Annotated in this window: 12 protein-coding genes; 9 read left to right on the top strand and 3 right to left on the bottom strand. The window is 67.3% G+C overall.

Annotation, left to right across the window (positions count from 1 at the left end; translation table 11 throughout):
- The first annotated feature begins 154 nt into the window (after window positions 1–154).
- The 3 genes from BUQ68_RS20330 to BUQ68_RS20340 all read left to right on the top strand — a co-directional run bounded on the left by BUQ68_RS20330 (window position 155) and on the right by BUQ68_RS20340 (window position 3,688).
- Window positions 155–898 (top strand): methyltransferase domain-containing protein, encoded by a 744-nt coding sequence (locus BUQ68_RS20330; protein ID WP_075217861.1) that lies wholly within the window; start codon window positions 155–157, stop codon window positions 896–898.
- 839 nt (window positions 899–1,737) lie between these two features.
- Window positions 1,738–2,808: a Ppx/GppA phosphatase family protein gene (locus BUQ68_RS20335; protein WP_425349559.1), complete on the top strand. Its 1,071-nt coding sequence runs from the start codon at window positions 1,738–1,740 to the stop codon at window positions 2,806–2,808.
- A 196-nt stretch (window positions 2,809–3,004) separates the two neighbouring features.
- Window positions 3,005–3,688 (top strand): RlmE family RNA methyltransferase, encoded by a 684-nt coding sequence (locus BUQ68_RS20340; RefSeq protein WP_075217886.1) that lies wholly within the window; start codon window positions 3,005–3,007, stop codon window positions 3,686–3,688.
- A gap of 777 nt (window positions 3,689–4,465) precedes the next feature.
- On the opposite strand, the gene BUQ68_RS20345 is transcribed toward BUQ68_RS20340, so the two are convergent.
- From BUQ68_RS20345 to BUQ68_RS20355, 3 genes are all read right to left on the bottom strand, one after another.
- The gene (locus tag BUQ68_RS20345) at window positions 4,466–5,074 is read right to left on the bottom strand and encodes a cytochrome b (RefSeq protein WP_075217862.1); all 609 of its coding nucleotides are present in this window, start codon (window positions 5,072–5,074) and stop codon (window positions 4,466–4,468) included.
- Between the two features lie 233 nt (window positions 5,075–5,307).
- Window positions 5,308–5,955: a response regulator gene (locus BUQ68_RS20350; RefSeq protein ID WP_075217863.1), complete on the bottom strand. Its 648-nt coding sequence runs from the start codon at window positions 5,953–5,955 to the stop codon at window positions 5,308–5,310.
- Window positions 5,952–7,397: a sensor histidine kinase gene (locus BUQ68_RS20355; protein WP_083656762.1), complete on the bottom strand. Its 1,446-nt coding sequence runs from the start codon at window positions 7,395–7,397 to the stop codon at window positions 5,952–5,954. Before BUQ68_RS20355 ends, BUQ68_RS20350 begins: the two co-directional genes overlap by 4 nt.
- 218 nt (window positions 7,398–7,615) lie before the next feature.
- Here BUQ68_RS20355 and proS point away from each other — a divergent pair, with 218 nt between their 5' ends.
- From proS to hflX, 6 genes are all read left to right on the top strand, one after another.
- Window positions 7,616–8,938 (top strand): proline--tRNA ligase, encoded by a 1,323-nt coding sequence (gene proS, locus BUQ68_RS20360; protein ID WP_075217864.1) that lies wholly within the window; start codon window positions 7,616–7,618, stop codon window positions 8,936–8,938.
- A gap of 103 nt (window positions 8,939–9,041) precedes the next feature.
- Window positions 9,042–10,310, top strand: coding sequence for a lipoprotein-releasing ABC transporter permease subunit (locus BUQ68_RS20365; RefSeq protein ID WP_075217865.1), 1,269 nt, complete (start codon window positions 9,042–9,044; stop codon window positions 10,308–10,310).
- Window positions 10,307–11,029, top strand: coding sequence for an ABC transporter ATP-binding protein (locus BUQ68_RS20370; RefSeq protein WP_075217866.1), 723 nt, complete (start codon window positions 10,307–10,309; stop codon window positions 11,027–11,029). Before BUQ68_RS20365 ends, BUQ68_RS20370 begins: the two co-directional genes overlap by 4 nt.
- Window positions 11,030–11,092: 63 nt before the next feature.
- Window positions 11,093–11,977 (top strand): D-amino-acid transaminase, encoded by an 885-nt coding sequence (locus BUQ68_RS20375; protein WP_075217867.1) that lies wholly within the window; start codon window positions 11,093–11,095, stop codon window positions 11,975–11,977.
- Between the two features lie 172 nt (window positions 11,978–12,149).
- The gene (hfq, locus tag BUQ68_RS20380; protein ID WP_075217868.1) at window positions 12,150–12,395 is read left to right on the top strand and encodes an RNA chaperone Hfq; all 246 of its coding nucleotides are present in this window, start codon (window positions 12,150–12,152) and stop codon (window positions 12,393–12,395) included.
- Between the two features lie 291 nt (window positions 12,396–12,686).
- On the top strand, window positions 12,687–14,078 hold the full coding sequence (gene hflX, locus BUQ68_RS20385; protein ID WP_425349560.1) for a GTPase HflX: 1,392 nt from the start codon (window positions 12,687–12,689) through the stop codon (window positions 14,076–14,078).
- Window positions 14,079–14,119 lie beyond the last annotated feature (41 nt).

The raw sequence follows: 14,119 nt of genomic DNA on the forward strand, positions 1-14,119 counted from the left end.
AATTTGCGGGAAAGATGCGACATATTCGACGGCATGGCGCGAACCTCACCGTTCTCACCAGCTGGCGAAACAACAAGAGAGACCTGGGCATCGTATCCAGGTCCTGGAAGGGAACGCCGATACCGGTCAAAGCGATCGGGGCGGAGGTCAACACATGAGTTCGGTGAACGCTCAGCGGCGAAATCTCGGGTCGCGTCTCCTGCGTCTCTTCGGCATCGTCGGACCTCTCTCGGTCTTTTCCGGGGCGAGAATCCAGGCGAACAGCCTCCAGGGCGGCGCTCTCAACACCGGCGCGCTCAACACGGGCGTCGTCGCACCGCGACTGGCGACAGGCCTCAAGGGCTTCGCTCCAGGGGAAACCTGCCGGGCCGAGACGCTGTTCCGCCGCCAGATGCGCCAGCACGGTCAGGTCCGCCGGGTTCTGGAGATCGGACACCGCGGCCATTCCCACGGCGGCTGGCTTGAGGATGGCGCCCGGCACGACCAGCGCGACATCGTGGTGGACGGCATGGCCATCGACGTGGTCTCCACCCTCGGCGATATTCCGAACGGCAGCTACGACGCGGTCTTCTCGGTCGACACGGTCGAGTACGTCAAGTCTCCCTGGCGCGTCGCCGAAGAGATCCAACGCATCTTAAAGCCCGGCGGGCTGACGTTTCACACCACGGTCTTCACCACACGCTATCAGCCGCGCCCGGAAGACTTCTTCCGGTTCACGCCGGACGGCCTCAAGTCTCTCTTCGAGGACATGGAGTGCCTGACCGCGGAGTTCGACGCGACCGAGCGTCGCCGCGACGACCGCCGCCGCCCCAGTCGGGACGCCGGCGACATCTTCGGCGGCTCCCGCGAAGGCTGGCGGGTCCACTTCTGCGGCCGCAAGCCCGTCCTGCCGCGCTGAAGCCCCAAGGCCCCGCGGGCGCGTCGGTGTTCAGGCGCGTCCTCGTGAGCCCCGAGTCCGGTCCTGATACGGCCGCACCCCGCTGCGGTCGACGCTTTTGCTTCTCTTTCCCCACCGAGATCAGCGCCTCTTGGCGTCCCCGGCCCACCGCCGGGCAACGCGCGGGCTCCCTTCGCCGACTCTGACCATTCGACCTCCCGTGTTTTGCTTTCCAGCCGCATGGCTGATACCTTCGTTCCGAACAGGACAGATGCGGACGGCGCTTGAGCCCCACAAAGGTTCGCGCAGCCCGCAGGAGACACACAGTGAACGACGCGGGCGAATCGAACGGCCGCGCAGAGTCCGCGATCCCGGGTGTCTCGGCTGGCGACCAGCCGAGCGGCCCCTCGGATGCCTTGTCCAAGCGGGCGGCGCGTCGGCGCCGCAAGCGCCGGAAGGCGTCCGCGACGGCCGAAGCGGATCGCAAGGACAGACCCTCTGCGCCTCAACAGCCGGAACGCGGACAGCGATCCGACGGGCCGAAGGCGGCTGCCGCCGATCCTGGCGCGGCCAAGGCCGCACACCGGCCGAAGCGCCGCAAACGCGCGGCAAGCGGATCGAAAAAACCCGATGCCGCCCTTCGCGGGTTGCGCCAGCACGCCCAGCCCGGCGAGCGCACCACCGACAGTCATGGCCGGGACCAGGACCGGCGGCGCTCCCAGCCTGGGCGCGACCGCCGCTCGGACGGCGACGCACGCCCGGACCGGCCCCCGACCGATCGGTTCGGCGCGGCCGACCGGATGGCGGGTGCGGATCGGTCGTCGCCCCGTGGCGGCCCCGGTGAGCGATCCACGGTCCGCGTGCCGGACGAAGGCCGGGCCGAAGGGCGACGCGGGTCGCGCGGCTCCCCGGTCTATGCGGCTCTCGACCTTGGCACCAACAATTGCCGCCTCCTGATCGCGGAACCGCAGGAGCGCGGCTTCCGCGTGGTGGACGCCTTTTCCCGTATCGTGCGGCTCGGCGAAGGGATCGGCCGGTCGGGCCGCCTGTCCGACGCCGCCATGGACCGGGCGGTGGATGCTCTGGCTGTCTGCCGGGAAAAGATGGGCGATTTCAATGTCCGCCGCATGCGCCTGATCGCCACCGAAGCGTGCCGGGCGGCCGAGAACGGGCCGATCTTCCTGGAGCGGGTGCGCCAGGAGACCGGCCTGCGGCTGGAGATCGTCAACCGCGAGACCGAAGCCCGCCTTGCGGTTGCCGGATGCGCCACACTGGTCGACCCGCGGGCGGAAGGCGTGCTCCTCTTCGACATCGGCGGTGGATCGTCGGAACTCGTGTGGCTGGACCTTCGCCGGCGCGGCGACGCCAAAGGGTTCGCGCTGACGCGCTTCATCAAGGCCTGGGCCTCGCTACCGGTCGGCGTCGTCACGCTCTCCGAGCGCCACGGCGGTGTCACGGTGAACGGCGACGTGTTCGAGGAGATGGTCCGGGAGGTCGCGGACATGATCGACGCCTTCCCGGATGCGGCCGAGATCGTCCCCATGATCGCAGCCGGACGCGTGCACCTGCTCGGCACCTCCGGCACGGTGACCACGCTCGCCGGAATGCACCTCGGCCTGAAGCGCTACGATCGCCGGCGGGTCGACGGGGTATGGCTCTCGGCCACCGACATCGACCAGATGATCGGGCAGCTGATGACCATGGAGTTCTCCGACCGGGTGGCCAACCCGTGCATCGGCGCGGACCGGGCCGACCTGGTGCTGGCCGGCTGCGCCATCCTGGAGGCGATTCGCCGGCGCTGGCCGTGCGAGCGGCTGCGCGTCGCCGATCGCGGTCTACGCGAAGGCATCCTGGTGGAACTCATGGCCCGCGACGGCGTCTGGCGCCGTCGGGCGCCTGCGGCAGTCACCGGCCTGCCTGCCAATCCCTGATCAGAAGACGAGAACGCCCGTGGCGGACAAGACCAAGACGACCGGCAGCAAGGGCTCCGGGACCCCTCCGTCCGGAGCGAAGCCGTCTGGGGCGAAGGCCGCCGGGGCGAAACCTGCGGGAGCAAAGACCGCGGGCGGCAAGGCCGAAAAGCCCGAGAAGGCCGGCAAGGGCCGCGCCGAATCCGGCGGCCTCAAGGTGCGGGTGAAGAGCGCCCGGGGCCGGACCGCCTCGTCCACCCGCTGGCTGGAGCGCCAGCTCAACGACCCCTACGTGGTGAAGGCCCGCAAGGAGGGCTGGCGCTCGCGCGCGGCCTTCAAGCTGATCGAGATCGACGAGAAATACGGCCTCATCAAGCGTGGGATGCGGGTGGTGGATCTTGGCGCCGCGCCGGGCGGCTGGTGTCAGGTGGCGGCGAAGAAGACCGGTTCGACGCCGACCAATCCGCTCGTCGTCGGGATCGACTATCTGGAGGTCGACAGCATCCCGGGCGTGGTCCTCCTCACCAAGGATTTCCTCGACGACGACGCGCCGGACCAACTGATGGCGGCCCTTGGCGGGCACGCGCCGGATCTGGTCCTTTCCGACATGGCGGCGCCGACCACCGGCCACCACAAGACGGACCATCTGCGCACCACCCACCTTTGCGAGGTGGCGGCCGCCTTCGCCGTGGATGTGCTGAAGCCGGGCGGCGCCTTCCTGGCAAAGGTGTTTCGCGGCGGGACCGAGACCGACCTGTTGACCATGCTGAAGCAGAATTTCGCGGTGGTCAGCCACATCAAGCCGCCGGCCAGCCGGCAGGAAAGCGTGGAGATGTATGTCTGTGCGCGTGGCTTCAAGGGGCGGGCGGCCACCGGCGACATTGCAACGGACGACGCCTGACCGGCAAGGCCGGGAAGGGACGGGGAGAGCGCAGGCCGCTGTCGTGGACCGTACCCGTTCACCCTGCGGCCGAGCGTCGATATGGCCACTTAAGAGACATGCCTATGTGTTAATCGGAAATGTCGATAATACATAAATCGATTAAGAAAAAACAAAAGAGCGGAGCCGAAGCCCCGCTCTGTTCTAGTTCCGCGTGTCGACCCCTTACGACTTTGACCGAATAGACCTCCCGACCGATCAAAGAAGAGGCAGCGATTTCCGCGCCAACGGGGTTTTTCCTCCCAAGACTCAGACCGCGATTTGATGGGAACACTTTGACTATAGTCAACAGACGGTCTCGTTTGTTGAGACGTTACATCCGCTGTCCGGTGTCTCCTTGTTTTTATGAGGGCACCATACACCCCGTTCTTTTAGTTGTCATCTCCCTGGGCACTGTCCGCTCAAAAAATTTGCCGCGCCTTTGGTCGTATTGCGCACGATCCGTTTCGCCGATCGATCTTTATGCGGAATGCATATCCATGCGCCGTGGTTCTGCCGGACGGAGCAAAGGGCGGTTGGACTGGAAACTCTCGAACGGTTGACGGTTCGACAACGGTCACCCGGCGCGCGACGTCGGACGGCCCCGACCTTCGCGCGCCAGATATGACTCCGGCCCCGGTCCCGCATCCTCTCCAAACCGGAGCAGGCCGCGGCGGCGGCGCAACCGGTCTCCAGCCGGCCCTAAGGAACGCCGCCCGAATGGATCGGGCGGCTTTTCTCACCTGCGGCGGCCGGGCCTCAGCGCATTGCCTTGATGCGCGTACCCGAGGAGCCATCCGCGACGGTGGGTGCCAGCATGGGCGCCATGTTCGCCAGCGTCGAATCGCGAAGGAGGAAGTGGTGCGCCAGCGCGGCGACGGCGTGGCCTCCGATCAGGACGTACAACGTGTCGCCGAAGAACGAATGCAGGTGTTCGATGATCTCGCCGCCCTCCGGGTCAGCCCCGATGAACGCGGGAACGGAAAGGCCGAACCCCAGGTTCACCTTGTCTCCGAGCATTTGAACGGACAGCAGGCCAAGGACGGGCGTGATCAGGAGCGCCGCGTAGAGCAGGGCCGCCATCACGTGTGCCGCCATCATCATCACGGTCGCGGGCATCGGTGTGATCGTCGGGCGTCCGCCGCTGCCCAGACGGTGGGTCAGCCGCGCCAGGGTGGTCAGCAGGATCAGCAGTCCGAGCACATAGTGCAGTTCCTTGGTCATGGTGCGGATTTCCGTGCCCCTCTCGAACAGAACGCGTCCTTCGATCGAGGCAAAAGCTGCCACCAGCAGGAAGAGCGTCGCCCAATGAAACACGATGGAAAGTCTATCGTAGCCAGAGCGCGTGGGTGACCTAAGGTTGGACATGCATGACTCCAGGTTCAGGCAGAAGGGCGATGGATCGATCCGGATAAACCGATGGCGGATCGGCCAGGCGAGGGCCCGTCGGGTCATCGCTCGCCGCAGTCATGAACCTTGGTGGTGGCGTTGGCATCCAATGAAGGTCGGGCCCTTTTTCCGACCAAGGTCGGGTCCACGGGCCGCCGCCGTCCTGGTCGACCGGGCGTTCTGCGAGGATCCGACCGCACCAGCCCGCCGGCTCAGACGCCTCGCTCGCGCGCGATGAGGGCCGCTTCGACGCGGTTGCGCACCTGCAATTTCTGCAGAATGTTCGTCATGTAGAACTTCACGGTCGCTTCTCGCAGGCCGAGGTCGTCGCCCACCTCGCGATTCGACGCCCCGCGCGCCACGAGCCTCAGGATCTGCAGTTCCCGTGCCGTCAGGTCGGACACCGGATCCGGCGTGCCGGCTGTCTTGACCTTCCCCGCCCCGATGGTCGTCAAGACGCGTCCGGCGAACTCGGGCGAGATGTAGCTGCCGCCCGACCGCACCATCCTGACGATCTCCGCCAACGCATCGGCCGTCACGCCCTTCAGCACATAGCCGCAGGCACCCGCCTGCAGGGCGCGCATCAGGTCGTCGTCCTGTTCGGATGCGGTCAACATGACGATCCGCACCGCCGGATAGTCGGTTGCGATCCGGGCGACGGCCGTCAGCCCGTCGCCGGGCATCGAAATGTCGATCAGCGCGACGTGGGGAAGATGGTCGCCGGCTGCGGAGACAGCCGAGTCCGCGTCGCCGCATTCCGCCACCACCTCGACGCCGCCTGCCTCCACGAGGGAATTGGCCACGGCGCCTCGAAAGAGCGGATGGTCATCTGCCACAAGGACGCGGATCGGGTCGTTCATGCGGTCTCCGAAGGTCCGTTGAGATGCAGCCGCATGATCAACCGGGTGCCACGGCCGGGCGCGGTATCCAGGTGGAAGGTTCCGCCGACGCTCTGCACGCGCTGGCGCAGCGCTTCCAGGCCGATCCGCTCCGACCCGTCGATGAGATGGGGATCGAAGCCGGGGCCGCTGTCGCTGACGGTCACGTCCAGGGTGCCGTCGCTCAACGACCATTCCACGCGCTGGCCCGCCCCTCCGGCATGCCGCCAGGCGTTCGAAAGGCCTTCCTGCACGAAGCGATAGAGGCAGATCAGCTGCGGCAGACCGGGGCGGGCGTCGCCGGGGCTGCGATCCAGCGTGACGTGTGTGCCGGTCCTGTCCGCATGCGCCTCGGCGACCCTGCGGATCGCCTCGGCAACGCTCTTGCCTTCAAGATCAGGCAGGATCAGGCCGCGGGAAAGATGCCGGATGTTGGCAAGGGCCTCCTCCAGCGCCGACAGGATCTGGCCGGACTCCTCCGGACCGCCCCGGTCGCGCCAGGCGCTGATCCGCAGATTGGCGAAGGCGAGCGCCTGCGCCGGGCCGTCGTGCAGTTCCGAGCCCAATCGCCGCAGGAATTGTTCGTTCAGCGAGGCGTTGCGCTCGGAAGCTTGCTGGATCCTGGCGCGCAAGGTCTCGTTCACCTTGGACACGTGAGAGATTTCCTGCACCCGCTGCACGAGCTGTTGCTTCTGGCCTTCGATCGTTCGATGGGCCGCCCGAACGATGCCCCAGAGCGCTGCGAAGGTGACGGCGGTGGAAAGCGCGACGACCGACCAGGACGTGAACCACGCGCGGGTCAGGTCGTTCTTCAATTCAGCCGCGTCTTGATAGAACTCCGCGACCGCGATGATCTCGCCGGTCCTGATGGAATGAATCGGATTGTAGACTTCGAGCAAGGGTATCCCGAGCGCCTGTTCAGCCAACGATTCCGTGCCGTCGAGATTGTCGAAGTTCGCGACGAGATCGCCCGCCCAGGCGTCTTGGAGTTCCCAGTTCACTTCAAACTGACGGCCGATCAGCCGCGGATCAGACGCATAGGCGATCGAGCCGTCCTCGCGCCAGATCTTGATGGAGATGATGCCATCGTTGATGCCCGGCTGATCCAGAATGCCATCAAGCCGCGCGCGGGCTGCCGGCGAAAGCGCCTCGCTGTGCTGAAGCTCCTGCGAGAGGGGCGCGATGAAGCTTTCCATGTAGATGGCGGCCGAGATGGCCGAGTTGCGAACCACGGCGCTTTCGATCCGGCTGCCGACGAAGGCCCCGATCACCAGCATCCCGACCAGACTGACCAAGCCACCCACGATCGCGAAGTGACGATCCAGGGGAACGTCGTTCAAGCCGGACCGCACGCGGCGATACCACGCGACCCCGCCGGTCCGCTGCTTTCCGGCCTCGATCGTTTGATCCGATGTCACCGACACAGGTGCCCCCCCCAAGTCACATGTGGCATCTTGCATGTCATGAATGACATTCCAAGCGCCGCGTGACCTTGTGCCTGGCCCGGTCGACCGCGCTCTCCGCCGCGGGGGATCGCGCTTGCTTGCCGATCACGTCGGTCCGCGGCGGCGGGCTTGAGTTTTGCCGGTCGATGCGCTTTGACTGTCGCGGCTCATCAAAGACCCGCCGACACGAGGATTCCATGCGTCTCAGCCGCTACTTCCTGCCGATCCTGAAAGAGACGCCGAAGGAAGCGGAGATCGTCTCTCACCGCCTCATGCTGCGCGCCGGCATGGTCCGCCAGCAGTCGGCGGGCATCTATGCGTGGCTGCCGCTGGGCTTCAAGGTGCTGCAGAAGGTGGAGCAGATCGTGCGCGAGGAGCAGGACCGCTCTGGCGCGGTCGAACTCCTGATGCCGACGATCCAGGCGGCGGACCTCTGGCGCGAGAGCGGGCGCTACGACGCCTATGGCAAGGAGATGCTGCGCATCACTGACCGGCACGAGCGCGAGATGCTGTTCGGTCCCACCAACGAGGAGATGATCACCGACATCTTCCGCTCGTCGGTGCGCTCCTACCGCGACCTGCCGCTCAACCTCTACCACATTCAGTGGAAGTTCCGGGACGAGGTGCGCCCGCGCTTCGGCATCATGCGCGGCCGCGAGTTCCTGATGAAGGACGCCTATTCGTTCGACCTGGATCAGGCCGGCGCGCGCATCGCCTACAACAAGATGTTCGTCGCCTACCTGCGCACCTTCGAGCGCCTGGGCCTCAAGGCGATCCCGATGCGGGCCGACACCGGCCCGATCGGCGGCGACCTCAGCCACGAGTTCATCATCTTGGCGGCAACGGGCGAGAGCGCCGTCTTCTGCGACAAGGCGCTGCTCGACACGCCGGTGCCGGGCGAGGACGTGGACTTCGACGCGGACCTGACGCCGATCGTGGAGAGCTTCACGGACAAGTACGCGGCCACCGAGGAGATGCACGACGCCGCCGCCTTCGGAGCGCTACCGGAGGAGCGTCAGGTTTCGGCGCGCGGCATCGAGGTCGGTCACATCTTCTACTTCGGCACCAAGTATTCCGACGCCATGGGCGCCAAGGTGGCGGGCCCGGACGGGGTGGAGAAGCCGGTGCACATGGGCTCCTACGGGGTCGGCGTGTCGCGCCTCCTCGGCGCCATCATCGAGGCGAGCCACGACGATGCCGGCATCATCTGGCCGGACTCCGTGGCGCCGTTCGGTGCGGCCATCCTCAACCTGAAGCCCGGCGATTTGGCTGTCGACACGGCATGCGAAAGCGCCTATGCGACGCTGAACGCGGCGGGCAAGGATCCGCTCCTGGACGACACCGAGCAGCGCCCCGGCGCCAAGTTCGCCACCGCCGACCTGATCGGCCTGCCTTGGCAGATCGTCATCGGTCCGAAGGGGCTGGCCGACGGGGTGGTTGAGCTGAAGCGGCGGGCGACCGGCGAGAAGCAGACGGTGTCGCTGGAGTCGGCGCTCGCCCGCGTCACAGAAAAGGCCTGATCGGATCGGCCAATCCGGCCAGCGGATCCGGATGGTCAGTTGCGGCGGATCGGGGCGGGCCGCCGGGGGCGGCCCCGGGGCGAGCGGTGATGAGGAGTTCCGGATGAGCGAGGCGAAAGCGGGGCGACCCTTCGCCCCCTTCGAGTGGATGCTGGCCGGGCGCTACCTGCGCTCCCGGCGGCGCGAGGCCTTCATCTCGGTGATCGCCGGCTTCTCGTTCACCGGCATCATGCTGGGCGTCGCCACGCTGATCATCGTCATGGCGGTGATGAACGGCTTCCGCGGCCAGCTTCTGGAAAAGATCCTCGGCATCAACGGCCACATGGTGGTGCAGGCGATCGATTCGCCGCTGACCGACTTCGATCCCGTGGCCGAGCGCATCGCCGGCGTGCCGGGCGTGATCTTCGCCATGCCCTTCGTGGAAGGGCAGGTGCTGGCATCCGGCCCGTCGAGCGCCACCGGCGCCCTGGTGCGCGGCGTGCGGGCCGCCGACCTCGGCAAACTTCGACTTGTGGCAGGCACGATCCGGCAGGGCTCGCTCGACACGTTCGACACCGCCGCCGGCGTCGCCATCGGCCTTCGCATGGCGGAGAACCTCGGCGTCGGTCTCGGCGACCGGGTCACCCTCGTCAGCCCCAAGGGCAACGTGACGGCGCTCGGCACCACGCCGCGGGTGAAGTCTTATCCGGTGACGGCCATCTTCGAGATCGGCATGTCGGAGTACGACAGCACCTTCGTGTTCCTGCCGCTCGCGGAAGCGCAGCGCTTCTTCGCGACGCCCGACCTCGTTACCGCCATCGACGTGTTCGTGGAGGATCCGGATCAGGTCGGCGTCATGCGAGACCGGGTGGTACTGGCGGCCGAGCGGCCGACCCTCGTCACCGACTGGCGCCAACGCAACGTCACCTTCTTCTCCGCCCTCGAAGTGGAGCGGAACGTGATGTTCATGATCCTGACGCTGATCGTGCTCGTCGCCGCCCTCAACATCATCTCCGGCATGACCATGCTGGTGAAGGACAAGGGCCGCGACATCGCCATCCTGCGCACCATGGGGGCGAGCCGGGGGTCGATCCTGCGGGTCTTCCTCATCACCGGCGCGGCCATCGGCGTCGCCGGCACCATCGCGGGCTTCATCCTGGGGCTGATCGTCTGCCTCAACGTGGAGGAGATCCGCCAGTTCGTGTCCTGGCTGACCACCACGGAGCTGTTCTCGCCGGAGCTCTACTATCTCAGCCGCCTGCCGGCCGACATCCAGGTGGACGAGACCGTCACGGTGGTCGGAATGGCGCTGCTCCTCTCCTTCCTGGCCACGGTCTATCCCGCATGGCGCGCCGCGCGCCTCGATCCGGTCGACGCCCTGAGGTACGAATGAGCACCGCCACGCCCTCCGGTTCGGTGATCACCGGCATCGAGGACCCGGTGCTGCGCCTCGCCGCCGTGGACAAGAGCTACCGCGAAGGGGAGGGCACGCTGCCGATCCTGCGCGGCGCCGCCATGGAGCTCTACGCCGGCGAGGTGGTGGCCCTGGTGGCACCGTCCGGGGCCGGCAAGTCCACGCTCCTCCACATCGCGGGGCTTCTGGAGCGGCCGGATTCTGGTGAGGTGGTGCTCGGCGGTAAGGCGTGCGGCAAGATGGACGACAAGGCGCGCACCGCCATGCGGCGGACCGCCATCGGCTTCGTCTACCAGTTCCACCACCTGCTGCCGGAGTTCACCGCGGCTGAGAACCTGGTGGTGCCCATGATGATCGCCGGCCTCGACCGCAAGGACGCTGGCGAGCGGGCCATGCAGCTTCTCGCCTACATGAAGCTCGATCACCGGGCGACGCACCTGCCGTCGGAGCTCTCCGGCGGCGAGCGCCAGCGGGTGGCCATCGCCCGCGCGGTGGCCAACGCCCCGAAGGTGCTGCTTGCGGACGAGCCCACCGGCAACCTGGACCCCAAGACGTCGCACTATGTGTTCGACGCCCTGCAGGCGCTCGTGCAGGCGACCGGCCTCTCGGCCATCATCGCCACCCACAACCACGACCTCGCCGCCCGCATGGACCGGCGCATCACCCTGGAGGACGGCCGGGTGGTGGACGTGACCTGACGTCCGCCCACCGGGACGCCAACCCGTTTCCGCCTGTCCCCGCTACCCTAGGAGCCCTCGGCGATGTTCCGCATGGCCTATGTGAATGGCCGCTACGTTCGGCATGGCGAGGCCGCCGTGCATGTGGAGGATCGCGGCTATCAGCTGGCCGACGGGGTCTACGAGGTGACGGAGGTGCGCGACGGCGCCTTCGTGGACCTCGACCGGCACCTGGACCGGCTCGACCGGTCCCTCGGCGAACTCGCCATTCCGGCGCCGATGGGCCGGTCCGCGCTGGTGGCGGTGCTTGGCGAGGTCGTGCGGCGGAACCGGATCCGCTCGGGCTATGTCTATCTGCAGGTCACCCGGGGCGTCGCGCCCCGCGATCATGCCTTCCCGAAGAAGCCCGTACGGCCGGCCCTGGTGGTGACCGCCCGGCCGGCCGACCGGGCGAAGGCCGACGCGCTGGCCGAGGCCGGCATCCGGACCGTGACGCAGCCGGACATCCGCTGGGGCCGCGTCGACATCAAGACGACCGGGCTGCTGCCGAACGTCCTTGCCAAGCAGGCGGCCCGTGCCGCCGGCGCCACCGAGGCCATCCTGGTGGACCGGGAGGGCTTCGTCACCGAGGGCGCATCCACCAACGTGTGGATCGTCACCGGCGACGGCCGGCTGGTGACCCGGCCGGCGGACCATGGCATCCTCCGCGGCATCACGCGGACCACGCTGATGGACGTGGCGGCCGCCGAGGGGTTGGCGGTGGAGGAACGTCGCTTCACGCTCGAGGAGGCTTTCGCAGCGCGGGAGGTGTTCGTCACCTCGGCCGGCAACGTGGTGATGCCCGTGGTCGCGATCGACGGCCGCCCGATCGCCAATGGCGCCCCCGGATCGGTCGCCTCGCGCCTGCGTCACGTTTTCCACGCTCATGCAGCACGCACTTCGTTGCAGAGCAGCAACAAGTGCACCTGATGCGCGTTTGACGCATGAACATTCTCGCTCGCGTCGATCGTGCGGGGGGTGACTTTCGACGGATTTCGCGGTGGAATACCATCAAGCCGGGATCATTTCCGGATCCTTGGCGCGCATTCGGACCAACGCCGGACCAACCGACTACAAACGCCGAAAAAAAGGCCAACAGACAATGGCGGACCGAGCTCAGAACCTGCAGGACACCTTCCTCAACCACGTGCGCAAGAACAAGACCTCGCTGACCATCTTCCTCGTCAATGGGGTGAAGCTTCAGGGTGTGGTGACCTGGTTCGACAACTTTTGTGTGTTGCTGCGACGCGATGGACACTCGCAGCTCGTCTACAAGCACGCGATCTCCACCATCATGCCGGCCCAACCCGTGCAGCTGTTCGAGCCGGGCGAGGACACCGCGACCTGAGGTCGTCGACAGCGGCCGGCCCGCGGACCAGCGGCGGTCCGCGGCGCCGGACCTGAGACCATGAACAGCCTGAGCGTCGCGGGTGACCTGGCCGGCTCGTGATGAGCCCGTGCCCGGTCCATCAGGCGCCTGCTGCCGGAGGTATGGCCGGAACAAGCCGGCCCTTGCAGCCGGGCCGACCGCACCCGACATGATGGCTTTGCGACCTCTGCCGTCCCGGTGGACCCTTCCGCCGTTTCGACGGTTCGGGCCTCAAGGGGCGTGAAGAAGAACAAACGAACGGGAGGACACGTGGATCATCGCGATCCCCGCGAGGACGACGGGCTCGGAACGCCGAAGCCCCGCACCATCTCGCGTCTGACGGAACGGACGAAGGCTGTGGTCGTCGTCCCCGAGATCGACAACCGGGCCCAGCGCGAGGCCGATCGGGAGAAGGGCCGGACCGCGGCCCGCTCGATGGAAGCCCGCGTCGAGGAGGCGGTGGGCCTAGCGCTCGCCATCGACCTCGACGTGACGGTCGCCATGACCGTGCGGCTCACCACCGTGCGGCCGGCGACCCTGGTGGGCACGGGCAAGCTGGAGGAGATCAAGCTCGCCGTCGCCACCAACGAGGCGGAGCTGGTGATCGTCGACCATGCGCTGACGCCCATCCAGCAGCGCAACCTGGAAAAGGGGCTCGGCGCCAAGGTGCTGGACCGCACGGGCCTGATCCTGGAGATCTTCGGCGCGCGGGCGAACACCCGCGAGGGTCGGCTGCAGGTGGACCTTGCCCATCTCAACTACCAGAAGTCCCGTCTAGTCCGATCCTGGACCCATCTGGAGCGCCAGCGCGGCGGCTTCGGTTTCATGGGCGGCCCGGGCGAGACCCAGATCGAGGCGGACCGCCGTCAGCTGCAGGACAAGATCAGCCGTCTGGAGGAGGAGCTGGAGCAGGTGCGCCGCACCCGCGACCTGCACCGCCGCCAGCGCCAGAAGGCGCCGCATCCGGTGATCGCGCTCGTCGGCTACACCAACGCCGGCAAGTCGACCCTCTTCAATCGGCTGACCAGCGCCGACGTGCTGGCCAAGGACCTCCTGTTCGCTACGCTGGATCCCACACTCCGCAAGATCCGGCTGCCGCACGGCACCGACGCCATCCTCTCCGACACGGTGGGCTTCATCTCCAACCTGCCGACCCATCTGGTGGCCGCCTTCCGGGCGACCCTGGAGGAGGTGGTGGAGGCGACTATCATCCTCCACGTGCGCGACATCTCGCATCCGGACACCGAGGCCCAGGCCGAGGACGTGGCTGAGGTGCTGCGCCAGTTGGACGTGGATCCGGAGGATCCCGCGCGCGTGATCGAGGTCTGGAACAAGATCGACGCGGTGGACGCGGTGCGCCGGGAGAGCCTGATCGAGCAGGCCCACGCGCCGGATGCCGGCGGCCAGGAGCGGTTCGCCGTCTCGGCGATCACCGGGGAAGGGCTGGCGCCATTGATCGCCAGCATCGAAGGCCGCCTGGTCGGCGACCGCCCCACCTTCGACGTGGTGGTGGACAAGGCCGACGGCGCCGGCCTCGCCTGGCTCTACAGCCACGGCGAGGTGCTGGAGCGGGACGACACGCCCGAGGACGGCCTGCACCTGACGGTGCGCATCGCCGAGAAGTGGCAGGACGCCTTCCTGGACCGCTATCGCGTGGGCTGAGAGATATTCGACGCAAGGGATTGTCGGACAACGCAAAAGGG

Source organism: Mongoliimonas terrestris (assembly GCF_001927285.1).
GTDB lineage: Bacteria > Pseudomonadota > Alphaproteobacteria > Rhizobiales > Pleomorphomonadaceae > Chthonobacter > Chthonobacter terrestris.